The sequence below is a fragment of the Nocardioides imazamoxiresistens genome, assembly GCF_032378595.1.
GTDB classification, from domain to species: domain Bacteria; phylum Actinomycetota; class Actinomycetes; order Propionibacteriales; family Nocardioidaceae; genus Nocardioides; species Nocardioides imazamoxiresistens.
This window is the reverse complement of the sequence record NZ_JAVYII010000007.1, coordinates 24,807-48,782: the sequence shown is the minus strand read 5'-3', so window position 1 is coordinate 48,782 and position 23,976 is coordinate 24,807. Positions and strand designations below refer to the sequence as shown.

Annotated in this window: 20 protein-coding genes; 4 read left to right on the top strand and 16 right to left on the bottom strand. The window is 75.2% G+C overall.

Annotated features, from left to right (window positions below):
- Positions 1-51: 51 nt before the first annotated feature.
- The 9 genes from ftsW to mraZ all read right to left on the bottom strand — a co-directional run bounded on the left by ftsW (position 52) and on the right by mraZ (position 11,266).
- On the bottom strand, positions 52-1,284 hold the full coding sequence (ftsW, locus tag RDV89_RS15595) for a putative lipid II flippase FtsW (protein ID WP_315734348.1): 1,233 nt from the start codon (positions 1,282-1,284) through the stop codon (positions 52-54).
- A gap of 40 nt (positions 1,285-1,324) precedes the next feature.
- Positions 1,325-2,803, bottom strand: coding sequence for a UDP-N-acetylmuramoyl-L-alanine--D-glutamate ligase (murD, locus tag RDV89_RS15590; protein WP_315734346.1), 1,479 nt, complete (start codon positions 2,801-2,803; stop codon positions 1,325-1,327).
- Positions 2,785-3,861 carry a phospho-N-acetylmuramoyl-pentapeptide-transferase gene (gene mraY / locus RDV89_RS15585; RefSeq protein ID WP_315734345.1) on the bottom strand — a complete coding sequence of 359 codons (1,077 nt, stop codon included), beginning with the start codon at positions 3,859-3,861 and terminating at the stop codon, positions 2,785-2,787. The genes murD and mraY overlap by 19 nt, the downstream gene beginning before the upstream one ends.
- Positions 3,858-5,330, bottom strand: coding sequence for a UDP-N-acetylmuramoyl-tripeptide--D-alanyl-D-alanine ligase (locus RDV89_RS15580; RefSeq protein WP_315734343.1), 1,473 nt, complete (start codon positions 5,328-5,330; stop codon positions 3,858-3,860). Before RDV89_RS15580 ends, mraY begins: the two co-directional genes overlap by 4 nt.
- Entirely contained in the window at positions 5,327-6,913 is a 1,587-nt protein-coding gene (locus RDV89_RS15575; protein ID WP_315734676.1) for a UDP-N-acetylmuramoyl-L-alanyl-D-glutamate--2,6-diaminopimelate ligase, read from the bottom strand. The genes RDV89_RS15580 and RDV89_RS15575 overlap by 4 nt, the downstream gene beginning before the upstream one ends.
- 29 nt (positions 6,914-6,942) lie before the next feature.
- Positions 6,943-8,706, bottom strand: a complete 1,764-nt coding sequence (locus tag RDV89_RS15570; protein WP_315734341.1) for a peptidoglycan D,D-transpeptidase FtsI family protein — start codon at positions 8,704-8,706, stop codon at positions 6,943-6,945.
- A gap of 170 nt (positions 8,707-8,876) precedes the next feature.
- Positions 8,877-9,524 (bottom strand): cell division protein FtsL, encoded by a 648-nt coding sequence (ftsL, locus tag RDV89_RS15565; protein WP_315734339.1) that lies wholly within the window; start codon positions 9,522-9,524, stop codon positions 8,877-8,879.
- Complete coding sequence (rsmH, locus tag RDV89_RS15560) at positions 9,521-10,597, bottom strand: 16S rRNA (cytosine(1402)-N(4))-methyltransferase RsmH (RefSeq protein ID WP_315734337.1); 1,077 nt, start codon at positions 10,595-10,597, stop codon at positions 9,521-9,523. The genes ftsL and rsmH overlap by 4 nt, the downstream gene beginning before the upstream one ends.
- 240 nt (positions 10,598-10,837) lie before the next feature.
- Positions 10,838-11,266 (bottom strand): division/cell wall cluster transcriptional repressor MraZ, encoded by a 429-nt coding sequence (gene mraZ / locus RDV89_RS15555; protein WP_315734335.1) that lies wholly within the window; start codon positions 11,264-11,266, stop codon positions 10,838-10,840.
- Positions 11,267-11,660: 394 nt separating this feature from the next.
- Here mraZ and RDV89_RS15550 point away from each other — a divergent pair, with 394 nt between their 5' ends.
- The 3 genes from RDV89_RS15550 to RDV89_RS15540 are packed head-to-tail and all read left to right on the top strand — an operon-like array spanning position 11,661 to position 16,146.
- Positions 11,661-12,623 carry an AAA family ATPase gene (locus RDV89_RS15550; RefSeq protein ID WP_315734334.1) on the top strand — a complete coding sequence of 321 codons (963 nt, stop codon included), beginning with the start codon at positions 11,661-11,663 and terminating at the stop codon, positions 12,621-12,623.
- Positions 12,620-13,858, top strand: a complete 1,239-nt coding sequence (locus tag RDV89_RS15545; RefSeq protein WP_315734332.1) for a DUF58 domain-containing protein — start codon at positions 12,620-12,622, stop codon at positions 13,856-13,858. Before RDV89_RS15550 ends, RDV89_RS15545 begins: the two co-directional genes overlap by 4 nt.
- Positions 13,855-16,146 (top strand): transglutaminase TgpA family protein, encoded by a 2,292-nt coding sequence (locus RDV89_RS15540; protein ID WP_315734331.1) that lies wholly within the window; start codon positions 13,855-13,857, stop codon positions 16,144-16,146. The genes RDV89_RS15545 and RDV89_RS15540 overlap by 4 nt, the downstream gene beginning before the upstream one ends.
- A gap of 199 nt (positions 16,147-16,345) precedes the next feature.
- On the opposite strand, the gene RDV89_RS15535 is transcribed toward RDV89_RS15540, so the two are convergent.
- From RDV89_RS15535 to RDV89_RS15510, 6 genes are all read right to left on the bottom strand, one after another.
- Positions 16,346-16,786 (bottom strand): SCO2097 family morphological protein, encoded by a 441-nt coding sequence (locus tag RDV89_RS15535; protein ID WP_315734329.1) that lies wholly within the window; start codon positions 16,784-16,786, stop codon positions 16,346-16,348.
- Positions 16,787-16,879: 93 nt separating this feature from the next.
- Entirely contained in the window at positions 16,880-18,157 is a 1,278-nt protein-coding gene (gene dinB / locus RDV89_RS15530) for a DNA polymerase IV (protein ID WP_315734327.1), read from the bottom strand.
- A 27-nt stretch (positions 18,158-18,184) separates the two neighbouring features.
- Positions 18,185-18,931 carry a class I SAM-dependent methyltransferase gene (locus RDV89_RS15525; protein ID WP_315734325.1) on the bottom strand — a complete coding sequence of 249 codons (747 nt, stop codon included), beginning with the start codon at positions 18,929-18,931 and terminating at the stop codon, positions 18,185-18,187.
- Positions 18,932-19,052: 121 nt separating this feature from the next.
- Positions 19,053-20,276, bottom strand: coding sequence for an endonuclease (locus RDV89_RS15520; protein WP_315734323.1), 1,224 nt, complete (start codon positions 20,274-20,276; stop codon positions 19,053-19,055).
- An 83-nt stretch (positions 20,277-20,359) separates the two neighbouring features.
- On the bottom strand, positions 20,360-20,839 hold the full coding sequence (locus tag RDV89_RS15515; protein ID WP_315734321.1) for an SAV_6107 family HEPN domain-containing protein: 480 nt from the start codon (positions 20,837-20,839) through the stop codon (positions 20,360-20,362).
- A 98-nt stretch (positions 20,840-20,937) separates the two neighbouring features.
- Entirely contained in the window at positions 20,938-21,516 is a 579-nt protein-coding gene (locus tag RDV89_RS15510) for a hypothetical protein (RefSeq protein WP_315734319.1), read from the bottom strand.
- Positions 21,517-21,714: 198 nt separating this feature from the next.
- On the opposite strand from RDV89_RS15510, the gene RDV89_RS15505 reads away from it, so the two are divergent.
- On the top strand, positions 21,715-23,031 hold the full coding sequence (locus RDV89_RS15505) for a phytoene desaturase family protein (protein WP_315734317.1): 1,317 nt from the start codon (positions 21,715-21,717) through the stop codon (positions 23,029-23,031).
- A 17-nt stretch (positions 23,032-23,048) separates the two neighbouring features.
- On the opposite strand, the gene metF is transcribed toward RDV89_RS15505, so the two are convergent.
- On the bottom strand, positions 23,049-23,972 hold the full coding sequence (metF, locus tag RDV89_RS15500; protein ID WP_315734315.1) for a methylenetetrahydrofolate reductase [NAD(P)H]: 924 nt from the start codon (positions 23,970-23,972) through the stop codon (positions 23,049-23,051).
- Positions 23,973-23,976 lie beyond the last annotated feature (4 nt).

The following is a 23,976-nucleotide window of genomic DNA, read 5'->3' as shown; positions in this document are numbered from 1 at the left end:
TTCTCTTCTCTGGTCGTGGGCTGTCCTGCTCCGGCCGGTCGAGCCGGTGGCTCAGCGCGGCACGCGCCGCCGGGCCGCCAGCGCGGCCGCGGCCGCCGGCTCCCGTCGGGCGAAGAGGATCAGCAGACCGAGCGCGACCAGCGACGGCACCAGCGCCGACCCACCGTAGGAGACGAGCGGGAGCGGGATGCCGATGACGGGCAGCAGCGTGAGGACCATACCGACGTTGATCATGGCCTGGCCCAGCAGCCACACCACGATGCCGAAGCTGGCGTAGCGCACGAACGGGTCCTCGGTCGACGTCGCGAGCCTCACGCCCGCGACCGCGATCGTGAGGAACAGTCCGAGCACCAGCACGGTGCCGACCAGGCCGAGCTCCTCGCCGAGCACGGCGAAGATGAAGTCCGTGTGCGCCTCGGGCAGGTCGCCCCACTTCTGCTGGCTCGCGCCGATCCCCTGGCCCAGGACGCCGCCGGAGGAGAGCGCGAACAGGCCGTGCGCCGGCTGCCAGCCGGCGTCGTGGAAGTCCTCGAAGGGGTTCGCGAAGTTCGTGATCCGGCGCATCCGCTCGGCACTGGTCCAGGTCAGCACGAGCAGGGCGACACCCACCACCGACAGCGCGACGGCGAAGAAGCGCACCGGGAAGCCGACCACCCACAGCAGTGCGAACGCGATCGCGAAGAACACCAGCGCGGTGCCGAGGTCGCGCTGCCACAGCACCAGTCCGATCATGCCGGCCACGACCGGGAACACGACCGGCACCAGCATGTGCCGCACGTTGCCCAGCATCTTCTCCTTGCGGGCGTACACGTCGGCCGCCCACAGCACGATCGTCAGCTTCGCCAGCTCGGAGGGCTGGATCTGCACCGGCCCGAGCGCGAGCCAGTTCGTGTTGCCGCCGACCTCGCGACCGAGGCCGGTCTGGGTCAGGCCGAGCAGCACCGCGACCACCGGGAGCGCCAGCCAGGTCAGCATCCGCACGACCCGCATCGGGATCCGGCTGACCACCAGCACGCCCACGACCGCGATGGCCGCCCACATGAGCTGGCGGCGCACGACCGTGTAGGAGTCGCCGGTGACGCGGTAGGCGTACACGCTCGAGGCGCTCAGCACCATGACCAGGCCGATCACCATCAGCAGCGACGACGCGGCGAGGAGCAGGTAGTACGGCGTCAGGGGGCGCTGCAGGGTGCGCTGGAGCGCGTCGGCCCACGGCGCACGACGTCCGCGGCGACCGGACCAGGGCCGAGGAGGTCGGACCGGCGGGTCGTCGAGCGTGGTCACCCGGCAGCTCCCTCCCTCGGTCCGGCCCCGGAGGGCCCCGTCAGTCCTGCGCGGCCCTCCGTCGGACGGCCGCGGCGAACGCGTCCCCGCGAGCGCCGTAGTTGGCGAACATGTCCATGGACGCGCACCCCGGGGCCAGCAGCACGGTGTCGCCCTCGCGGGCGAGGCCCGCTGCGGCCCCGACGACGCGCGCCATGGGATCGCCGTCGGCAGAAGTGTCGTCCTCACCGAGCACGATGAGCGGGACCTGCGGGGCGTGTCGCGACAACGCGTCCGCGATCACGTCCCGGTCGCGGCCGTAGACCACGGCGCCGCGCAGCCGGTCCGCGACGGCACGGACCAGGTCGTCGAAGCGCGCGCCCTTCGCCAGGCCCCCGGCCACCCAGACCACGGGGTCGTACGCCTGCAGCGACGACTGCGCGGCGTGCGGGTTCGTCGCCTTGGAGTCGTCGACGTAGCGCACCCCGTCGACCTCGCCGACGTCGGCGATGCGGTGGCCGTCGGGACGGAACGAGCGCAGGCCGTCACGCACCGCCTGCTGGGAGACGCCGTGGGCGCGGGCCAGCGCCGCGGCGGCGAGGGCGTTGGCGACGAAGTGCGGCGCGGGAGAGGCCAGGTCGCCGATCGTGCACAGCTCGGCCGCGCTCGTGTGCCGCTCCTCGATGAACGCCCGGTCGACCAGGATGTCGTCGACGACGCCCAGCATGCTGGGGCCCGGCGTGCCGAGGGTGAACCCGATGGCGCGCGCGCCCTCGGTGACGTCGGCCTCCCGCACCATGTCCTCGGTGGCGGGGTCGGCGACGTTGTAGACGCAGGCGCGGCGGACGCGCTCGTAGACGCGGGCCTTGTCGGCCCCGTAGGCGGCGAGGTCGGCGTACCAGTCCAGGTGGTCCTCGGCGAGGTTGAGCACCGCCGCGGACTCCGCCGCCATCGAGTCGGTGTAGTGCAGCTGGAAGCTCGAGAGCTCGACCGCGAGGACGTCGTAGCCCGCCGGGTCCATCACGGCCTCCACGACCGGGCGGCCGACGTTGCCGACGGCGGCGCTGCGCAGCCCGGCTGCCTCGAGGATCGCGTGCAGCATCTGCACCGTCGTGGTCTTGCCGTTCGTGCCGGTCACCGCCAGCCACGGCGCGGGACGCTCGGGGTCGCGCAGGCGCCAGGCCAGCTCGACCTCGCCCCACACGGGCACCCCGCGGGCCGCGGCCTGCGCGAGCAGCGGGGCGTCCGGACGCCAGCCCGGCGACGTCACGAGCACGTCGACGTCCTCCGGCAGGACCGCGGTCGCGCCCTCGCCGAGCCGGACCGTGGCCCCGAGGACCTCCAGCAGCTCGGCCTTCTCCGGCCGGTCGCCGGCGCTCGACTCGTCGAGCGCCGTCACCTGCGCGCCGAGGTGGGTCAGGTTGTCGGCGGCGGCGAAGCCGGAGACGCCGAAGCCGGCGACCACCGCGCGCACGCCGTCCCAGGGGTCGCGCTGGCCCAGGGTGTCGAGGTCCGGCGAGGTCACAGGTTGGCCACCCATTCCGCGTAGAAGATGCCCATGCCGGCCGCCACGAAGATGCCCGTGATGATCCAGAAGCGGATCACGACGGTGACCTGCTCCCAGCCGAGCATCTCGAAGTGGTGGTGCAGGGGGGCCATCCGGAAGATCCGCTTGCCGCCGCTGACCTTGAAGAAGCCGACCTGCAGCATCACCGAGAGCGTCTCGAGCAGGAACAGTCCGCCGAGCACCACGAGCAGCAGCTCGGTGCGGGTCAGGATGGCGAGGCCGGCGAGCGCCCCGCCGAGCGCCAGCGAGCCGGTGTCGCCCATGAAGATCCGCGCGGGCGAGGCGTTCCACCACAGGAAGCCGAAGCAGGCACCGGTGATCGCCGCCGCCACGATCGCGAGGTCGAGCGGGTCGCGGACCTCGTAGCAGTAGCCGACCGACGAGCCCGGCGGGCAGATCTGGTTGAACTGCCAGATGTTGACCAGCGTGTACGCCCCGAAGACCATCGTCGCCGCGCCCGCGGCCAGGCCGTCGAGCCCGTCGGTGAGGTTCACGCCGTTGCTGGTGCCCGCGATGATCAGCCAGATCAGCAGCACCGCCAGGATCGCGGGCAGGGCCAGCCACTCGATGTCGCGCAGGAACGACACGTTCGTCGAGGCCGGGGTGCGTCCGTTCGTCGGCGACTCCAGCCAGGGCGAGAGCGCCAGGACGCCGAAGGTGAGCGCGATGAGGGTCTGGCCGACCATCTTCGCCTTGCTGCGCAGACCCAGGCTGCGCTGCTTGTAGATCTTGATGAAGTCGTCGAGGAAGCCGACCATGCCGAGGCCGACGAACAGGAACAGCAGCAGCCACGCCGAGGCCGACGGAGGCGTCCACGTCACCAGCTTCGCGACGAGGTAGCCCAGCACCGACGCGAAGATGATGACGATGCCGCCCATCGTGGGCGTGCCGCGCTTGGTGTGGTGCGACGTCGGACCGTCGTCGCGGATCTCCTGGCCGTAGCCCTTGGCCGACAGCACGCTGATCGCCACGCGTGTGCCGAGCAGGGACAGCACCAGCGCGAGTCCACCCCCGAGCAGGATCGCTCTCACGTCGTCGGTCCTCCCTCTCCGGCCCTTCCGGCCTCTCCGGTCGCCCCGGTCGCTGCGGCTCCCGCGGCCGCGCCCAGCAGACCGTCGGCGACGACCTCGAGGGCGACCCCGCGCGACGCCTTGACCAGCACCACGTCGTGAGCCGAGACATTGTCACCCAGCCAGGCGAGCGCCTCGTCCCGGGTGGGTGTGACGACGGTCTCCACGTCGCCGGCGGCCCGGGCCCCGGCGGCGATCCGTCCGGCCGCCCCGGCACCCTCGGCTCCCCCGACGGCGACCAGCACGTCGACGCCGGCCTGCGCCACCGCGCGGCCGAGGCGCTCGTGCTCCTCGTCCGCGCCGGCGCCGAGCTCGCGCATCTCCCCCAGCACCGCGACGGCGCGTCCCGGCCGTCCCGCGGCCATGGCGACCAGCGCGTCGATCGCGGCGCGCATCGAGGCGGGGTTGGCGTTGTACGCGTCGTTGACCACCACGAGCCCGTCGGCCCGCTCGGTGACCTCCATGCGCCAGCGCGAGGCGGGCCGGGCCGCGGACAGGGCCTCGACGACGGTCTCGAAGTCCAGGCCGCGGCACAGGGCGAGGGCGGCGGCCGCGGCCGCGTTGGGCACCTGGTGGGCGCCGGAGGCCGCGAGGCGCAGCGGCGCCCAGGCGCCGGCGTACCCCAGCTCCACGCTGGGGCGCCCGAGCGCGTCGAGCTCCAGGCCGCGCCAGCTCACGTCCCCGGCCTCGCCGAAGGTCAGCACCGGGGCCGCGGTGCGCGGGCGCATGGCCGCCACCCGGGGGTCGTCCGCGTTGAGCACCGCGTGCCCGTCCGCGGGCAGCGCCTCGACGATCTCGCCCTTGGCGCGCGCGATGTTGTCGACCGAGCCGAACTCGCCCACGTGCGCGGTGCCGACGTTGAGCACGGCGGCGACGCGGGGCGGGGCGATGTCGCAGAGGTACGCGATGTGGCCGACGCCGCGCGCCCCCATCTCGACCACGAGGTGGCGGGTGTCCGCGTCGGCCTGCAGCACCGTGAGGGGGACGCCCAGCTCGTTGTTGTGGTTGGCGAGGGTGGCGACCGTCGGGGCGTCGGCGGCCAGCACCTGGGCCAGGTAGTCCTTGACCCCCGTCTTGCCCTGGCTGCCGGTCAGCGCGACGACGCCGGCGTCGACGCGCTCCAGCACCGCGCGGGCGAGGCGTCCGAGGGCGACCGTGGTGTCCGGGACCAGCACGGCGGGGACACCGACGGGTCGCTGGGCGAGCACCGCGGCGGCGCCGGTCGCGACGGCGCGCTGCGCGTAGTCGTGGCCGTCGACGTGCTCGCCCGGCACGGCGACGAAGAGGCCGCCGGGGGCCACGTCGCGGCTGTCCAGGGTGGCGACGCCGTCGACGACGACGTCGCCGCCGGACCCGTCGCCGTCACCGGCCGTGCCGTCGACGGTGCCGCCGACCGCGGCGGCGATCTCGGCGAGGGTGAGGGGGATCATCGGCGCTCCTGCACGGCTCGGGCCTCCTCGGCGGCGACCACGCGGTCGTCGAAGGGGTGCACGACCCCGGCGACCTCCTGGCCGGTCTCGTGACCCTTGCCGGCCACCACGACGATGTCGCCCGGACGCGCGGCCGTCACGGCGTGGCGCACCGCGGCGCGCCGGTCGCCGATCTCCACGACCTGGGCGCGGGTGTCCTCGGGCACCTCCGCGGCGCCGGCCAGCACGGCGGCGCGCACGGCGGCGGGGTCCTCCGTGCGGGGGTTGTCGTCGGTGACCACGAGGACGTCGGCCAGCTCCGCACCGATGCGACCCATCAGCGGCCGCTTGCCCGGGTCGCGGTCGCCGCCGGCGCCGAGCACGAGGAGCACCCGCCCGCTCGTCAGCGGCCGCAGCGTCGACAGGGCCGCCGCCACGGCGTCGGGCTTGTGGGCGTAGTCCACGACCAGGGTGAAGTCCTGCCCGACGTCGACGCGCTCGAGCCGGCCCGGGACGCCGCCGGAGCGGGCGAGACCGTCGGCGACGGCCGCCAGGTCCTGCCCGGCCTCGACCAGGGCCGCCAGCGCCGCCAGCGCGTTGGCCACGTTGAAGTCGCCGGGCAGCGGCACCGTCGTGGTCTCCACCGCCCCGCCCGGGCCGTGCACGGTGAAGCGCGAGCCCTCGGGCTCCGCGACGACGTCGTCGACCCACCAGTCGGCGGCGCCGGGCCGCAGCGAGAAGGTGCGCACCTCCAGGCCCGCCTCGGCGGCCAGGCCGACGAGGCGTCGGCCGTGCTCGTCGTCGACGTTGACGAGCGCCCGGCGCGCACGCTGCGGGGTGAACAGCGACGCCTTCGCCGCGAAGTACTCCTCCACGTCCGCGTGGAAGTCCAGGTGGTCGCGCCCCAGGTTGGTGAAGACGGCGACGTCGAACACGACGCCGTCGACGCGTCCGAGCACCAGCGCGTGGCTGGAGACCTCCATGGCGCAGACCTCGACGCCGTCCTCCACCATCCGCGCGAACAGGCCGTGCAGGTCGGGCGCCTCGGGGGTGGTCAGCGAGGTGGGGACGTCGACCCCGCGCACCCGCGTACCGACCGTGCCGACCACCGCGGCCGGCGTGCCCGCAGCGGTCAGGGCCGCCTCCGCCAGCCGCGTGGTCGTGGTCTTGCCCTGGGTGCCGGTGACGGCGACCGTCGCCATCCGCTCCGCCGGGCGCCCGTGCAGGCGCGCGGCCAGCGACCCGAGCACCGCCCGCGGGTCGGGGACGGTGAGCACGGGTACGCCCGCTCCCCCGGCCGCCACGAGCCGGGCGGCGCCGTCGGGGTCGGTGAGCACGGCCACCGCGCCGGCGGCCAGGGCGTCGGCCGCGAAGTCGGCGCCGTGCGCCCGGGCGCCGGGCAGGGCCGCGTAGAGGTCGCCGGGGGCCACCCGGCGCGTGCTGAGGGTGACACCGCGCACCGCGACGCCGTCGGCACCGTCGGCACCGGCCGGGCCCTGCGCGCCGACCCACCGTGCGACGTCGCCGAGCGCGACGCTCGGGGCGGAGCGCGGGCGCGCCGCGGCGAGGGCGTCGTCGGTCGGGGGGCTCGGAGGCGTCGACATCACCCGGGGCAGCCTAGTCCGGCGGCCGGTCACCACTCGACGGGCATGTCGGAGGGCGCGGCGCCCGTGGGCGCGACCGCGTACTTGCGCAGCAGGTGGGACATCACCTGCGCGAAGGCGGGCGCCGCGACCGTGCCGCCGCCCCCGCTGTCGGGGTCCTGGACGACGACGTAGACGGTGAACTGCGGGTCGTCGGCGGGCGCGAAGCCGGCGAAGCTGACGGTCGTGCCGTCGTACCCGCCGTCGACCGCGCGCTGCGCCGTGCCGGTCTTGCCCGCCACCCGGTAGCCGGGGATCTGCGCGCCCGGGGCGACACCGGCCTCGGGGTCGACGACGCGCTCCATCATCTCGGCCGTCATCCGGGCGGCCTCGGCGCTGACGACCTGCCGGGTCGTGCGCTGGTCGGTGCCCACCTGCGTGCCGTCCGCGGTCGTCGCGCTGCCCTCGACGAGGCACGGGGAGACGTACAGGCCGTCGTTGGCGATGGTGTTGATGGCGCTGGCCATCTGCAGGGCGTTGACCGACAGCGACTGCCCGAACGCGATGCGGTCGTGCTCCATCTGGGTCCACGCCTCCGGCGCGGGCAGCGTGCCGGCCGCCTCGCCGCGGATACCGACGTCGGTGGCCTGGCCCAGGCCGAAGTCCTGCAGGTAGCCGTACAGCTCCTCGGAGGTGAAGGCGTCGTTGGCCAGCACCGTGCCGATGTTGGAGGACTTGGCCAGCACGCCGGCCAGCGTCAGGCGCAGCGTGTCGTGGTCCCAGTAGTCACCGATGCGCTGCCCCTGGCGCTCCAGGTAGGGCGGCACCGTGACCCGGGTCGAGGCCGTCACCTTGCCGGCGTCGATGAGCGCCGCCATGGTGAGCGCCTTCTGCACCGAGCCCGGCTCGTAGACGTCGTTGAGGGCCCGCGAGCCGAGGTCGCTCTCGTCGGCCAGCAGCGGGTTGTTGGCGTCGTAGGTCGGGTAGTCCGCCAGGGCCAGGATCTCCCCGGTCTGCACGTCCTGCGCGACGATCGTGCCGGACTCGCCGCCCCACTCGTCGACCGTCTGGCGCAGCACCTGCTGCGTGTACCACTGCACGTCGCGGTCGATCGTGATCGTCAGGTCCGTCCCGTCGACCGGCTCGGTCTCCGAGTTCTCGCCCAGCGGGATCCGGTTGCCGCCGCCCACGCGGTACTGCGCCGCGCCGTCGGTGCCGGCGAGCTGCTCGTCGAACGTCAGCTCCAGGCCGGCCAGCGGCTCGTCGGTGCCGATGAAGCCCAGGAGGTTCGCGGCGACCTCGTCGGCCGGGTAGTCCCGGACCGGGTCGGCCTCCGTGTAGACGCCGCGGAACCCCGCGTCGGAGATGTCGCGCACGACCTGCAGCGCCGTCGTCGACGGCACCCGCCGGGCGATGTACTCGTAGCGGCTGCCGTCGGTGCGCAGGCTCTCGAGCGTGGAGAAGTAGTCGGCGCCCAGCCCGTCCGCGAGCATCCGCGCGATCTCGGGGGCGTCGTCGGAGGTCTGCGACGGGTCGGCGATGACCATCAGGCCCTCCACCGAGGCGGCCAGCGGGTCGCCGTTGCGGTCGAGGATGTCGCCGCGGGCCGCGGGCAGGACCACCTCGCGCGTGCCCCGCGCGGCCGCCATGGCCGCGTACTCCCCCGGGTCGATGCCCTGCAGCTGCACGAGCCGGGCGGCGAAGAGCGAGACGACCATCGCGATCATCACCAGACCGATCCGCATCCGCACGTGCGCGGAGCCGCGGCGGCCGGACCAGCGGCGCGTACGCCGGGGGGCGGGGCGTGGGGGCACGGGCTCGTCGCTCCTCGGGTCGTGGACGTCGGTCGGGCTGACCGGTCACCTCATGGTGCCGGAGGGCCTGAAGTGACGGTTGCTGCTGATGGGGCTGATGAGGCTGGTGTGACCTGTGCTGCTCTTGATACTCCCTCCGCACGCCGAGTCGGCGGAGGCGACGCGTGTCGTCAGGGGGCCTGCTGCTGGCCCTGCTGCTGGCCCTGCTGCTGGGGCGCCTCGACGCCCTGCTGCTCCTGCTGCTGCGCCGTCGGGGCCCCGTCCTGCGCGGCACCCTGCTCGGCTCCCTGCGCGGCACCCTGCTCGGGCGTCGCGGGCTGCTCCGGGGCCACCGTCTCGGCGGGCACCTCGCGGACGATCGGCGCCGGCGTGAGGACCGAGGGCTTGGCGGGCTCCGGCGTGCTGACGTCGAGGGCGTCGTCGGCCGAGGCAGGCTCGCCCTGCACCACCACGGCCCCCTCGCGCAGGTCGAGGATCGCCGGCGTCACCGCCGGCACCATCCCCTGCGCGACGGCCGCCTCGGCGAGCCGCTGCGGGTCGCGCAGCTGCTCCACCTCGCCCTTGAGCGTCTGCTGCCGGGCCGTGAGCACCTCCGCGCGCTCCTCGAGCGCCGCGCCCGTGAACGCGGCCTGCTGCATCGAGGTGTTGAACAGCAGCAGCCCGACCGTGCCGGCGAGCAGCACGGCGGAGACGAGGATGACGAAGGGCACGCGCGGAGCCCGGGCCCGCACCCGCGGGACCACCTCCAGGCGGGCGCGCTCGACCGCCTCCTCGGCGAACCGAGGGACCACCTTCCAGCGCTGCGGTGACGTGCTCATCGTCGGCGTCCTCCCGTCCGGTCCTGTCCCTGCCCGTCCCTGCCCGTCCTGCCAGATGTGCCGCCGCTCCTGCCGGCGCTCCCACCGGGGTCTCGACGACGGACCCGCTCGGCGGCGCGCAGCCGCACCGACGCCGCCCGCGCGTTCGCCGCGATCTCCGCCTCGTCGGCCTTCTCCGCGCCGCGCGTGACGAGCCGCAGCTCCGGCTGCGCCTCCTCGGGCACGAACGGGAGGTCGTCGGGCGCCTCGGTGCGCGCACCCGCGGCGAAGGCCCGCTTCACCAGCCGGTCCTCCAGCGAGTGGTACGACTCCACGACCACGCGACCGCCGATCCCCACCGCGTCGAGGGCGGCCGGCAGGGCGCGGCGCAGCACGCCGAGCTCGTCGTTGACCTCCATCCGCAGCGCCTGGAACGTGCGCTTGGCCGGGTGGCCGCCGGTGCGGCGCGCCGGCGCCGGGATGGCCGCGTACAGCAGCTCCACCAGCCGTGCCGAGGTCGTGAACGGCTCGTCCGCCCGTGTCCGCACGACGGCGTCGGCGATCCGGCGGGCGAACTTCTCCTCGCCGAAGTCGCGCAGCACCCGGGTCAGCTCGGGGGCCTCGTAGGTGTTGAGGACGTCGGCGGCCGTCGGGCCGCGCGTGGGGTCCATCCGCATGTCGAGGGGGGCGTCGGCGCGGTACGCGAAGCCACGGTCGAGCTCGTCGAGCTGGAGCGACGAGACCCCCAGGTCGAACAGGACGGCGCCCGCGCCGCCCACCGGGTCGAGACCGCGCTCGGCCAGCACGTCGGGGATCTCGTCGTAGGTGGCGTGCGCGGCGTCGAAGCGACGACCGAAGCGCTCGAGCCGACGGCCGGCGCGGGCGAGCGCCTCGGGGTCGCGGTCGATCCCGATCACCACGGCGTCGGGCAGCCGCTCGAGCACCGCCTCCGAGTGACCGCCCATGCCGAGCGTGCAGTCGACGAGCACCGCCCCCGGGGTCGCGAGGGCCGGGGCGAGCAGCTCGACCACCCGGTCGAGCAGGACGGGTACGTGGGCGTGCGCGGGCGCGTCGTCCTCGGGGACGTCGCTCACCGCGGTCCCCCCTGCGGGAGCACCACGAGCACGTCGACCGTCATCGCCCGACCCCTCACGCCTCGACCCTCGACCCGATACGGAAATGACGTACGGCCAGGTCCCTGCCCGCCTCCGGTCGCGGTCTGGAACCGGGGAAGGTGCCCCAGACCGGGAGGAGGCGGGCCCGAGACCTCGCCGTACGTCACTGTTCTGTTGCTGCTGTTCCTGCTGTCGTGCCCGTCCTGCTGCCGCCCCGGCTCAGACGCCGGGGAAGACCTCTTCGCTGAGGGCCGAGAACCTCGGCTCCTGCTCGGCGCTGTACGCCGCCCACGAGTCGGGGTTCCAGATCTCCAGGTGGTTCATGACTCCCACCACGACGACGTCCTTCTCGAGCCCCGCGTACTGCCGGAGCACCGGAGGGATGCCGATGCGGCCCTGCTTGTCGGGTGCCTCGTTCGAAGCGGCGGCGAAGAGCATGCGCATGTAGTCGCGCGTGCCCTTGTCGGTGATCGACGCCTCCTGCAGACGCGCCGTCAACCGCTCGAAGCCCGCGAGCGACCACACGGACAGAGAGTTCTCCTGCCCACGCGTGACCACGAGCCCCTCGGCCATCGCCTCTCTGAACTTGGCGGGCAGGAAGAGCCGCCCTTTGTCGTCGATCTTGGGCGTGAAAGTGCCGACGAACACCGGCCACCTCCACTCGACGAGCGATGACTCCCCACTGCTCCCGTGCGCTCCACTTTACTCCACTTTCCTCCCTACGCAACCACCAGCGCTCCACCGCGCCCCCTTTCGCCCCTTTTCGCTCTCCCTCGGCTGGCTGGAGCCGTCGCGCTTCGGACGGCGAAGTGGGGCGTGGGGGTGCGTTCGCCCGCCCGTCGGGGCACTGAGGGGACGCCGGCCGGGCGGCTCTCGCCCGGGGTGGGGCGAGGTGGAGGGCTGGTGGGGACACGCAGCCGGCGGTGGAGCGCCGGGGAGGGCCGGGGCCGATTCCGGTCCCGATCCGGCGCACCACCGGCGCGGCGTTGCCCTCCGGCCCTACGGTGGTGGCGCACCGGGCGCGACGAGAGACGAGGGACCGATGAGCAGTGGGCAGCACTCCGACGCGCAGACCGTGGCACGCACGGCGGCACGGATCCGGCGCAACGTCGAGAAGGTGATCGAGGGCAAGGGCGACGTCGTCGGCTCGGCGGTCGTCACGCTGCTCGCCCAGGGCCACCTCCTGCTCGAGGACGTCCCCGGGGTCGGCAAGACGATGCTGAGCAAGGCGTTGGCCCGCAGCATCGACTCGTCGGTGCGGCGCATCCAGTTCACGCCCGACCTGCTGCCGTCGGACGTGACCGGTGTCTCCGTCTACAACCAGGAGACGCGGGCCTTCGAGTTCCGCCCCGGCGGCGTGTTCGCCAACATCGTCATCGGCGACGAGATCAACCGGGCCTCACCCAAGACGCAGTCGGCGCTGCTGGAGTGCATGGAGGAGCACCAGGTCACCGTCGACGGCTCGACCTACGCGCTCGAGGCCCCCTTCATGGTCGTCGCGACCCAGAACCCCGTCGAGATGGAGGGCACGTACGCCCTGCCCGAGGCGCAGCGCGACCGCTTCATGATGCGCGTGTCCCTCGGCTACCCGCCCGAGGCGGCCGAGGTGGCGATGCTCGCCCACCACACGGGCCGCGACCCGTTGGCGGACCTCGAGCCGGTCACGGACGCCGCCGAGATCCGCAAGCTGGTCGGCATCGTCGCGCAGACCTACGTCGCCGAGCCGGTCCAGCGCTACGCCGTCGCGATCGCTCGGGCCACCCGGTCGACCCCCGAGATCGCGCTCGGCGCCTCGCCGCGCGCCACCCTCCACCTCGTGCGCGCCGCCCAGGCGCTCGCCGCGGTCGGCGGCCGCGACTTCGTCCTGCCCGACGACGTCCTCGCGCTCGCGGTGCCGGTGCTGGCCCACCGGGTCGCCCTCCACGCCGACGCGGGCGGCGGGCACCGGGCGGCCGCCGAGGTGGTGCACCGCGCCGCGTCGAGCGTCCCGGTGCCGCGCCGGTGAGTCCCGGCGCCCGGCCGCGCACCGAGCTCAGCGTCCGTGGTCGGGCCTTCGTCGCCGCCGGTCTCACCGCGGTGGCGTGCGCCGTGGTGCTCGGCCAGCCCGCCCTGGTGGGGGCCGGCGTCTTCGCCTGCGCCGTCCCGCTCGTCAGCCTCCTGACCACGCGGTCGGGCCGGCTCGACGTCCACGTGCGCCGTGCCCTGGTGCCCGGCCACGTCGACGTCGGCGCGCCGGCGCAGGTCTCGTTGGCCATCGGCACGGCGGGAGCGGCGCCCCGCGGCGTGCTGCTGGTCGAGGACCGGGTGCCGTACGTCCTCGGCCAGCGCGCTCGGGTCGTGGTGCGCGGCGTGCACGGCGCGTGGCACGACACCGTCACCTACGAGGTACGCCCCGAGGTGCGCGGCCGCTACGAGGTCGGCCCCGCCAGTGTCCGCGCCCGGGACTCCTTCGGGATGGTGGAGGCCGTGCGCGGCTTCAGCCGGACCTCCACCCTGACGGTGCGGCCGCGGGCGACCCCGCTGCCCCGGATCCGCCTCGAGGGCGGTTCCGGCGCCAGCGGCGAGGACCGCCCCCGCGCCGCCGCGGTGGGCAGCGCCGAGGACGCCAGCGTGCGCGAGTACCGCCGCGGCGACGACCTGCGCCGCGTGCACTGGCGCACCACGGCCCGCACCGGCGACCTCATGGTGCGCCGCGAGGAGGACCCCTGGCAGGCGCACGCCACCGTGCTGCTCGACAACCGCGCGTCGGCCCACGACGGGCAGGGCCTCGGTTCCTCCCTCGAGCACGCCGTCGAGCTGGCCGCGTCGATCTGCGCCCACCTGTGCCGGGAGGGCTACACCGTGCACCTCGTGGACGCCAACGGGACCAGCGCCCTGGCCGGGCCCGGGACGGGCGGCGCGGCGGCGGCCCTCGACCTGCTGGCGGTCGTCGGGCTGTCGACCCGCACCGACCTCGCCCGCTTCGGCGACCACTCGCGCGGCGGCGAGCGGCACGTGACGGTCGCGGTGCTCGGCCGCGCCGCCCCCGGCGACCCGACGACGCTCGCCGGCGTCGCCCGCCGCGGCACCACCACGCTGGCCGCCGTCCTCGACGTCGAGCGGTGGGCGCTCGAGAGCCCGGCAGGTGACGCGTCCGCACCGCCCCGCTGGCTGGCGTCCCAGGGCTGGCGCAGCACGGCGGTCGGGCCCCACGACCCGCCCGACCGGGTGTGGGGCGCCCTGGGCCGGAGGCGTCGATGAGCGGCGGGGTCGTCGGCCGGGTGCTGCGACCGACGGCCACCGCCGCGCTCGCGATGGCGACCGCGATCGTCGTGCTGCAGTCCTGGGACGGGTTCACCACGGACCGCTCCCAGCTCGTCGTGCCCGCCGTGGTCGGCGGCGCCGCCCTCGTGCTGAGCGGCGCGCTCGCCCGGCTCGCGCGGCTCCCGGCCGTCGTGACCGCCCTCGTGCAGCTGGCGGTGGCGGTGCTGCTGGGCACCGCGATCGTCGCGGGCGCCTGGCCGGGGCCCGGCGCGTTCGGGGAGGTCGTCGACCGGCTCGCGGACGCGACGGACGCGGCTCGGGCGTACCCGCCCCCGGTGCCCTCGGTCGACGGCGGCATCGGACCGCTGCTGGTGGTGGCCACCCTCGCGCTGCTGTGGATGTGCGACACGCTGGCCGGCACGGTGCGCGCCGCGCCGGTCGTCGGCCTGCCCCTGCTCGCGGCCTACAGCCTCCCGGTCACCATCCTCCAGGACGACTCCGTCGTCGTCTGGGGCGTCGTCGGCGCCGTCGGCTACCTGGCGCTGCTCGCCGCCCAGGAGCAGGTCGACACCGCCGCCTGGGGCCGTCCGCACCGGGCGGGGCGCTCCCCCGCCCGCCTGCCGGTCGCAGCACCGGTCGTCGGGGCGGCCACCGTGGCGCTCGCCGTGCTGGTGCCGCTGCTCGTTCCCGTGCTCGACCTCGGGATCCTCGACCGGGCCCGCACCGGTCAGGCCTCCGGCGACGCGGTCGTGCTCGACGACCCGACGGCGAACCTCCAGGGCAACCTGCAGCGCGGCGAGGACGTGCCGCTGGTCGAGCTGCGCACCCGCGACCCCCGGACCCCGGCGCCCTCCTACCTCCGGGTCAGCGTGCTCGCCGAGTTCGACGAGGACCTGCAGCAGTGGGTGGCCGGCGAGCTCGACGAGCGTCCGCTGGGCGAGGGCATCGTGCGACCCGAGGGCGTCAGCGCCACCGACCCCCAGGTCTCCTGGGAGCTCGAGGCCACCGACGCGTTCCGGTCCACGTGGCTGCCCGTGCTCGACGACCTCACCGCCATCCGCGCCGACGAGGGCTGGCGCTACCGCCCGCAGGCGGGCGACTTCCCGCGCAGCGACACCACGGTGGCGGGTCGCTCGTGGTCGCTGGAGCAGCGGCCTCGACGCCTCACGACCGAGCAGCTCGTCGACACCGACGCCGGCGTGGACGTCGACGGGCTCTACGTCGCCGACCCCGAGGTGGACGAGCGGGTGACCGCGCTGGCCGAGGAGGTCGCCGGTGGCGCCGACGACGCGTACGACGCGGCGCTCGCGCTGCAGACGTACTTCCGCGACCCCCGCCAGTTCTCCTACGACCTGGACGTCTCCGCCGAGGGCGACGACGCGCTGACCGAGTTCCTCTTCGACACGCGCACCGGCTTCTGCCAGCACTTCGCGTCGGCGATGGCCGTGATGGCCCGCGAGATCGGCATCCCGAGCCGGGTCGTGGTCGGCTTCCTCCAGCCGCAGCCGAACGGTGCCGGGACGTGGGAGTACAGCGCCCACGACCTGCACGCCTGGCCGGAGCTGTACTTCCCCGGCGCCGGCTGGGTGCGGTTCGAGCCCACCCCGGCCCAGCGGGCGGCGCGGGTGCCGCCCTACGCCACCGGCGCTCCCGCCGAGGACCCGTCGGCCGAGCCGAGCACCCCCACGACGGCGCCGCCCTCCACCAGCACTCCCCCGTCCGCCACCGCGACCCCCGGCAGCCCGGACGAGGCCGACGCCGACGAGCCCGGCGACGACCGCTCGGACCGGGTGGCCGGCGTGCCCCGGTGGATCGTGGTCTCGCTCGCCGTCCTGGCCGGCGCGGTCCTCCTGCTGGGCCTGGCGCTGCTGCCGGCGGTCGCCCGCGCCCGCAGACGCCGGGCTCGCCGGCGCCAGGGGGCGGAGGGGGCCTGGGCCGAGCTGCGCGACGGCTGGGTGGACCACCGGCTGGACTGGCCGGACGACCGCTCGCCCGCGGCCACCGCACGCGCCGTGCTCGACGACTGGCCGGACGCGGACGCCGCGCCCGCGGGTGCGGTCCGCACCCTCGAGACGATGGTGGTCGCCGTCGAGCGGGAGCGGTACGCCCGTGGCGACGCGGCTCGCACGGGCGCAGCGGCCGGGGCGGACCAGGTCGACGGGGCGCTGGCCGTCCTCGAGGCGCGGGCCACGACGCTGCCGCGGTCGCGGCGCTGGATCGCGCGCCTCGCACCCCCCTCGCTGCTCGGGCGCCGACGCGCGGACGAGCCCGACGCGGACGAGTGACGCGCAGGCACGTGCAGCGGAGGCGTGACGCGGGGGCGTCACGCGGAGGCGGGCGCGGCCCGGGCGCCGTTCTCCACGGGCGGGCCGCGCCGACCGTCAGGCAGGGCGGCCGGTCAGCAGCGCGACGCCGGGGACGGCCCGGCGAACACCCCGGGCACGACGACGACGTCGGCGCCGAGGCGCCGACGTCGTGGGTGGTTCAGTAGCCGCCGTTGTCCCGACGCCGACGCCACCGCTCCTCCATGCGCTCCATGAAGGAGCCGGAGGAGGAGGCGCCGCTGCGGGAGCGACCCGAGCGGCGAGGACGGCGGCCGCCCTCGATGACGGTGAGGCCCTCGGTCGCGTGCTCGGCGGGATCGGCGCCGACCGCGGTGCGGGACCGCAGGGCGGTGAGACCGAAGACGGCGGCGCCCAGCATCACGACGAAGCCGAGGATGCCGACGATCTCCACGCGGGCCATCACGCCGCCCATCAGCAGCGCGATGCCGCCGACGAACGCGGCGGCGGAGATCACGATGCGCTTGCGCGCGTTGCTGCGGACGCGCGAGCCGCGCAGGGCGGATGCGAACTTCGGATCCTCGGCCAGGAGGGCGCGCTCCATCTGCTCGAGCATCCGCAGCTCTTCCTCTGAGAGCGGCACTGTTCCTCCCGTGGCGGTGAGCCTCGACGACCGTGGCCGTCCTGCCCGGCATCGACGCACCGAAGGGACGGTGCGCCTGTTCCGAGGACGATTCTAGGCAGGCGGTGGTGAGGACGGTAGACGGACGTCCGATTTCCCGTCACCGCCCCCGTCGCGGCGTCCTCCGACGAGCGTCGCGGGCTCGACCGCGCCCCGCCCGAAGCGCCCGCGCACGCGGTCCAGCGCGGCGTCGACCTCGCGCCAGCGCGGACGCTCGACACCCAGCTCCAGCTGCTCGGAGGGGCGACCGCTGGCTGCTGTCGTGGTGACGCGCACCCCCACCAGGCGCAGCGGCCGACCCCGCTCGCCGGGCCGCTCGGCGTCGTGGAGCGCCACGAGCGCGGCGTACGCCTCCTGGGTGGTGGTGACCGGTTCGGTGAAGGTGTGCGAGCGGGTGAGGGTGGTGAAGTCCGTGTGGCGCATCCGCAGCGACACCACGCGGGCCCGCAGGTCGCCGCGGCGCACCTTGGCCATCACCTCCACCACGAGTCGCAGCACCTCGGCGAGCACCTCGTCGCGGCGGGCCAGGTCGCGCGGCTGCGTGCGGTCCGAGCCGATGGAGCGCGCACGCTCGTGCGCCCGGAAGGCCGTGTGCAGCCGCCCCGCCTCCTCGCCGCGCACGAGGGCGTGGACCTCGCGGGCCCCGGCCGACCCCAGGGCGGTGCGGAGCACCTCGATCGGCAGCGCCCTGACCTCTCCGACCGTGGTCACACCGATGCGTGCGATCCGTTCGCGGGTCGCCGGCCCCACCCCCCACAGCTCCCCCACGTCCATCGGGTCCATCAGCTCCCGCACCCGGCGGGGCGGGACGACGAGGAGCCCGTCGGGCTTGCAGCGTCGCGAGGCCAGCTTCGCGACCGACCGGGTGGCCGCCACTCCCACCGAGCACGTGATCTGCTGCTCGGCCCAGATGGCGCGACGCACCCGGCGGGCGAGCTCCAGCGGCGTGGCCACCCTCCGGGCGCCGCCGACGTGCAGGAACGCCTCCTCCTGCGAGAGCGGCTCGACCTCCGGCGTGATCGTGCCGAAGACGGCGAAGACCGCGTCGGAGGCGGCCGCGAAGGCACCGAAGTCGGGGCGCACGACGACCAGGTCGCGCGCCAGCCGCGCGGCCTGCGCCGTCGGCATCCCCGAGCTGATCCCCCGACGTCGCGCCGGGTAGGTGGCGCACAGGACCACACCGCGTTCCAGGCCGCCCGCCACGACGACGGGCAGGGGACGGAGCTCGGGACGGTCACGCAGGAGCACGGAGGCGTAGAACGCGTCCATGTCGACGTGCAGCACGGTGCACGCCGCGAGCTCGGGGTCGTCCGCGTCGGGCGGCCCGATCACGGCCGGCCCCCGTGCCGTCGGGGTCGGTCAGCGGCGGGCGAGCAGGTGCAGCTGGGTGGCCAGCGGACGGAACTCCGCCCGCGCGGCCACGGCGCGCTCGAGCTCGACGAGGGCCGCGGCGGAACCGGGCTCGGCATCGACGAGGGAGCCGGGCACGAGGTCGGCGAAGACCCGCACGCCGTGCACGGACTCGACCTCCAGGCCGGCGGCGCCGACGAGGTCGAGCAGCTCCGCCTCGGTGAACCGCCGACCCGTCCGCCCGTGGGCCGCGGAGTCGTCGAGGAGCTCGCGAGCGGCGACGAACTGCCCGGCCATCGCCCGGGCGACGACGAGCGCGTTGCGCTGCCCGGCGACCAGGCTGAGCCGACCGCCGGGTCGCAGGCGCGAGACGATGGCGTCGAGCGCGGCGGCCGGGTCGTCGAGGACCTCGAGGACGCCGTGGCACAGGACGAGGTCGGCCCCGGCCTCGGGCACCAGCGAGACCAGGTCGGCGACGTCGCCCTGGTGGGCGGTGAGCCGGGACCCGACCCCCGCCTCCCGCACGCGGCGGTCGAGCGAGGCCAGGGCGTCCGGGCTGGGGTCGACCACGGTGACGTGGTGGCCGCTGGCGGCGAGCCGGACGGCCGAGCCGCCCGTGCCGCCGCCGATGTCGACCACCGTGCGGCCGGGCTGGTCGAGCGCGCCGGCCAGGGTGTCGAAGACGATCGCGGTGCGGGGATCGGCACGTCGCTCGGCCGGCAGCGGCCGGGCGTCGGGTCCTCCGTCAGCAGCCATGGCGCCCACCCTAGAGGAAGCCCCGGCGTCGCCGGGCCGGACCGTCGGGACACGCGAGCACCTCCTCCTGGTCGAACACGTGTTCGACCAGGAGGAGGTTAGAGCGCCGGTCGGCCGGGGATCAACCCCAGATGGCCTCCGCCCACGCCGGGTGGTCGATGAAGGGGTTGCGGTTGCCCTGGAAGTCGCTGTGGATCAGGTCGTTGCGACGCTGCTCGAACGCGTCCGGCGGGTCCTGGGCGTGCCAGTCGAGCAGGACCGAGAGCCGACCGACGTTCGGCGCCGACCCGTTGCCGACGCGGTCGTTGACCTCGAGGTCGGCGAAGCCGTCGCCGCCCTCGTAGCGCACGGACATGTAGAGGATCATCCGCGCGACGTCGCCCTTGACCTCGTCGCGGGGCTCCCAGGAGTCGCCGTCGCGGAAGTTGCCGGGCGCCTCGGAGTTCTCCGTGCCGCCCTCGTCGAAGTCGAGGTTGCCGCGCGCCGAGTTCACCGTCACGTCTTCGGGGCGCAGGTGGTGCACGTCGGTGCCCGGACCCGGCGCGGTGCCGAAGTCGCCGTGCGACTGCGGCCAGACGTGCTCGCGGTTCCACTGGTCGGCGTTGCCACCGTTGTCGGACTTCGGGAGCGAGAAGCCGCTGTAGAGCGCGACGACGTTGTCGCTGTCCGCCGGGTCCTCGTCCGTGACCTTGAGGGCCTCCCAGACCTCGCTGTAGGTCAGCACCTCGACGTCGGTCGAGATGATCTCGTGCAGCGCGGCCTCGAGCTGAGCCCCGCTCAGACCCTCCGTGCCGTCGTAGTAGCCGGCCGGCACGTCACCCGGTCCGGGCCCCGGCTCGGGCTCGGGCTCTGGCTCGGGCTCCGGAGCCGTGCCGTCGGCGAGCGCGAAGGCGGTGGGGCTCTTCAGCCCCGGCGCCGAGAAGTACGCCTGCAGCGCACCCGTGACGTCGACCTGCTGCCCCAGCAGACCGGGCTGCGACGCCAGGCCCCACTGCGCGCGGAACGAGGCGGGGACCTGCACGTAGAGCATGGCCGCCGGGTCGGACTCCCCCGGGTCGTCGGCGAGCGCGAGGGCGTAGTCGTTGGGGAAGTCGGACGTGACCACCGTCGAGGTCGACGTCGGCTGGCCGACGACGTAGCCGCGGACGGTCGCGTTCGAGCCGTCCTGGGTGGCGCGAGCGGCCGCCACGTCGAGGGCCGCGACGGAGGTCGAACCGGAGACCGCGGCCGAGGGGCCGGAGTCGTCGGCGACCGCCGAGGGTGTGACGGGTCCCAGCGTGATGCCGAGACCGAGCGATAGCACCAGCGCCGCCAGCCGGCGACGCCTCCCGAGAGCGTGCTGCATCGTTCGTTGCTCCGTTTCGTCAGGGGGCCGCGAGGGCCCCGGGCACGACGGACCACGGGGGGACCCCGAGGTCCGCGAGCAGCCTAGGCCGAACGGAGGGGCTCGTGGGTGAACAGCTGGTGCGGCAGGAGCCCGAGCTCCCCCTCGACGACGGCGAGGAACCGGTCGGCCTGGCCGAGCACGGCGTCCGCGTCGGCGAGGGCGACGCCGCGCGTCGAGCCGGCCCGGGCGGCCTGGTAGGTCTGCGACCCCGCGGCGAACAACGCCGCCCAGGACGCCAGCTCGGGCGCGGTCTCCGTCAGCAGCACCCAGGCGTTGCGCGACCGGCGGCGCGGCGAGGCGACCGGGGTCGTGCGGGCGGAGAGGAGAGCGGCGGCCGCCTGCAGCGCGGCGACGTGGGCGCAGGCGTACCGCGTCGGCGCGTCGGTCGCCACCGTCGCGTCACGCAGGGAGGTCGCAGCACGACCGAGGTACGCGTGGGCGGCGGCGGGCAGGACGGTGGCGCCGGTGGGCGCGGCGCCGGGAAGGGCGCTGGGAACGGCACTGGGAACGGTCGGGCTCACGGCAACTCCTCGTCGTGTTCGATCACCTGTTCGATGTGATCGCGACACTAGGGAGGGCCACCGACAACCGGCCCGTGACCGGTTCCGGGACCGGCGGGTCAGCGCTCGTCGGCGTCGACGACGCGGGCCCAGTGCCCGTTGTGCGCGTTGCGGAAGAAGCGGGCGTTGGCGGGGTGCCACAGGAGCAGGACGGTCAGGCCGTGCAGGGCCACGGAGGCGGCGGCGAGGAGCATGATCACGACCGGCGCGCCGGCGGTCGTGCCCAGCACCAGCTGCAGCACCGCGCTCATCACGACCAGCGCGGTCAGGCTGTAGAGGGCCCAGCGTGCGCCGACCCGCACCATGGCGACGAGCACCAGCGCGAGCAGCACGTAGGTGACGAACAACGTCAGGGCGACCGGGAAGAACCCGGGGGCCTGCATCGGGGACTCGCGCACGGCGTCGACGCTCTGGTTCGTCGCGACCGCACGGTCGAACAGCCACGCGTCGCGCAGCGCGTCCTGGAGGAGGTAGGTGGCGACCGTGGCCACCGCCATGACGACCATCTGCGCGCTCGCGGCGCGCAGGGCCAGGCTCACCATCGGGGGCACGCGGGTGGCGCCCGGGGTCCCCGACGCGGCCACCGCGCTCGTCGTGCCGGTCGTCGCCACGGCCTCGCCCTCGCGGTCCGTCGTCATCGCACTCACCTGATCTCCCCGTCCATCCCCTCGTCACCGCACGGAAACGAGGATGCTACCGATCCGTCATCCGAGGCCCACTTCCGCGAACGTGGCGTCGGCCACAGGCCGCGGACCCCTACAGTGACCGACTGTGTTCCCCGACGAGCCCGCCGTCACACCTGGCGCCCCCGCCGCAGGCGCCGCGAGCCGTCCCCGATGAGCCGCATCGTCGTCGTGGGCGGCGGCTACGGCGGCATGGCCGCCGCCGTCCGGCTCGCCAAGCTCGGTCACGAGGTGACGCTGCTGGAGGCCGCCGACCGGCTGGGCGGCGCGCTGGAGCGCCTCGAGGTCGACGGCTTCTCCTGGGAGCGCGGGCCGACCCGCACCCTGCTGCCGGCCGCCGCGCGCGACCTGTTCCGCAAGTCGGGTCGCCCGCTGGACCGTGAGCTCGTCCTCGAGCACCGCGACCTGGTGCGCGAGCACCGCTTCGCCGGTGGCACCGTGCTGCGACTGCCCGGGAGCTCCCGCGAGGCCCAGCACGACGCGCTGGAGGAGCTCGGGCCCGGGCTGGGTGCCGAGTGGCTCGGCCACGTCGAGGCGTACGCCCCGACCTGGGACCTGCTGCGCCGGGAGTACCTCGAGCGACCCTGGGACCCCTCGCTGGGCGACCGCGCCACCCACCGCGTCCTGTTCCCCCGCGAGACCCTGCACCGCCGCGCGCGGCGGGCGCTGCGCGACCCGCGCCTGCGGCTGGTCGCCGTCCACGAGGCCGTCGTCGCGGGCCACGACCCGCGGCGGGTGCCCGCCTGGGCGGGCGTCACGGCGTACCTCGAGCAGCGCTTCGGGGTCTGGACCGTCCCCGCCGCCGACGGTGGCATGACCGCTCTCGCCCACGCCCTGGAACGGCGGCTGGCCACCCGCAGGGTCACCGTGCACACCTCGACCCCGGCCGACGACGTGGTCGTCCGCGACGGCCGCGCCGTCGCCGTGGCGACCCCGCAGGGCGAGGTGCCGGCCGACGTCGTCGTCTGCGCGATCGACCCGCGGCGCCTGCCCGCGCTCGCCGGGCACGTGGCGACGACCGTCCCGGCGCTGCCCGCGACGACCGTGCACCTCGCGCTGCGCGACGAGGACCTGCCCGTCGTCGCCGAGGAGACGGTCGTGCACGGCGCGGACGCCACCTTCCTGCTGTCCACCGGCGGCACGGCGCCCGACGGCCACGCGGCGTGGACCGTCCGGGCGCGCGGGCGGCTGCACGACGACGTCGTGCCGGCGCTCGCCCGCGCCGGGGTCGACGTCACCGACCAGGTCGTGCGCCGTGTCGCGCTCACCGCGCGCGACCAGGTGGAGCACTGGCACGGGTCGCCGTGGGGCGTGCTGTGGCAGGGCCGTGGCACGGTCCGCGCGCGCCTGGGCCCCAGGACGCCGGTGCCCGGCGTGCTCGCCGCGGGGGCGCACGCCGCCCCGGGCGCCGGGCTGCCGTTCGTCGCGCTGTCGGCGGGCCTCGTCGCGCAGGCCGTCGGCCCCGCCTGAGCCCGGGAGCGAGGGGCTCAGACGCCGATGCGCAGGGCCTCGAAGATCTCCCGCGTCGCCCGCGAGCGGTTGAGCGTGTAGAAGTGCAGGCCCGGCGCGCCGGCCGCGAGCAGGTCGGCGCACAGCTGCGAGGCCAGCTCGATCCCCGTGCGGCGCACGTCGGCCGGGTCGCTCAGGCCGTCGAAGCGCGCGAGCACCTCGGGCGGCACCTCCGTCCCCGACAGCTCGGCCATCCGACGCACCGAGCCGAGGTTCGTGATCGGCATGATCCCCGGCAGGATCGGCAGGTCCGGCGCGCCGGCCGCGGCCGTGCGCTCGACGAGGCCGAAGTAGTCCTCGGGCCGGAAGAAGAGCTGGGTGACCGCGAACTCGGCCCCGGCGGCGGCCTTGGCGGCCAGCACGCGGGCGTCGTCGTCCACGGTCGCCGAGCCCGGGTGCTTCTCCGGGAACGCGGCGACCCCGACGCCGAAGCGGCCCGACCCGCCGTCGAAGGAGCGGGCGAGCTCGACCAGCTCGACGGCGTGGTGGAAGCCGCCCTCGGTCGGCGTCCAGGGCGCGGAGGGCCCGTCGGCCGGGTCGCCCCGCAGCGCGAGGACGTCGTGGACGCCGGCGTCGGCGTACGCCTGCAGCACCTCGAGCAGCTCGGCGCGCGTGTGGCCCACGCAGGTCAGGTGCCCCATCACCCGCAGCGAGGTCTCGCGGGCGATCCGACCCGTCATCGCGATGGTGCGGTCGCGGGTCGAGCCGCCGGCGCCGTAGGTGACGGAGACGAACGTCGGCTCGTACGCCTGCAGCTCGCCGACCGCGGTCCACAGCTGCTCCTCGCCGGCCGCGTCCTTGGGCGGGAAGAACTCGAACGAGAAGGACCGCTCCCCCGCCCGCACGAGCTCGCCGATGGTGGGCCGCGGGGCCGTCCGACCTCCGGTGGGGGCGCTGGTCATGAGG

Bases quoted from the DNA above. Each gene is read 5' to 3' on its own strand.
- murD (WP_315734346.1), bottom strand. From the start codon at position 2,803: ATGGGTGGCCAACCTGTGACCTCGCCGGACCTCGACACCCTGGGCCAG.
- RDV89_RS15580 (WP_315734343.1), bottom strand. From the start codon at position 5,330: ATGATCCCCCTCACCCTCGCCGAGATCGCCGCCGCGGTCGGCGGCACC.
- RDV89_RS15575 (WP_315734676.1), bottom strand. From the start codon at position 6,913: ATGTCGACGCCTCCGAGCCCCCCGACCGACGACGCCCTCGCCGCGGCG.
- ftsL (WP_315734339.1), bottom strand. From the start codon at position 9,524: ATGAGCACGTCACCGCAGCGCTGGAAGGTGGTCCCTCGGTTCGCCGAG.
- RDV89_RS15550 (WP_315734334.1), top strand. From the start codon at position 11,661: ATGAGCAGTGGGCAGCACTCCGACGCGCAGACCGTGGCACGCACGGCG.
- RDV89_RS15540 (WP_315734331.1), top strand. From the start codon at position 13,855: ATGAGCGGCGGGGTCGTCGGCCGGGTGCTGCGACCGACGGCCACCGCC.
- RDV89_RS15525 (WP_315734325.1), bottom strand. From the start codon at position 18,931: ATGGCTGCTGACGGAGGACCCGACGCCCGGCCGCTGCCGGCCGAGCGA.
- RDV89_RS15520 (WP_315734323.1), bottom strand. From the start codon at position 20,276: ATGCAGCACGCTCTCGGGAGGCGTCGCCGGCTGGCGGCGCTGGTGCTA.
- RDV89_RS15510 (WP_315734319.1), bottom strand. From the start codon at position 21,516: ATGACGACGGACCGCGAGGGCGAGGCCGTGGCGACGACCGGCACGACG.
- RDV89_RS15505 (WP_315734317.1), top strand. From the start codon at position 21,715: ATGAGCCGCATCGTCGTCGTGGGCGGCGGCTACGGCGGCATGGCCGCC.
- metF (WP_315734315.1), bottom strand. From the start codon at position 23,972: ATGACCAGCGCCCCCACCGGAGGTCGGACGGCCCCGCGGCCCACCATC.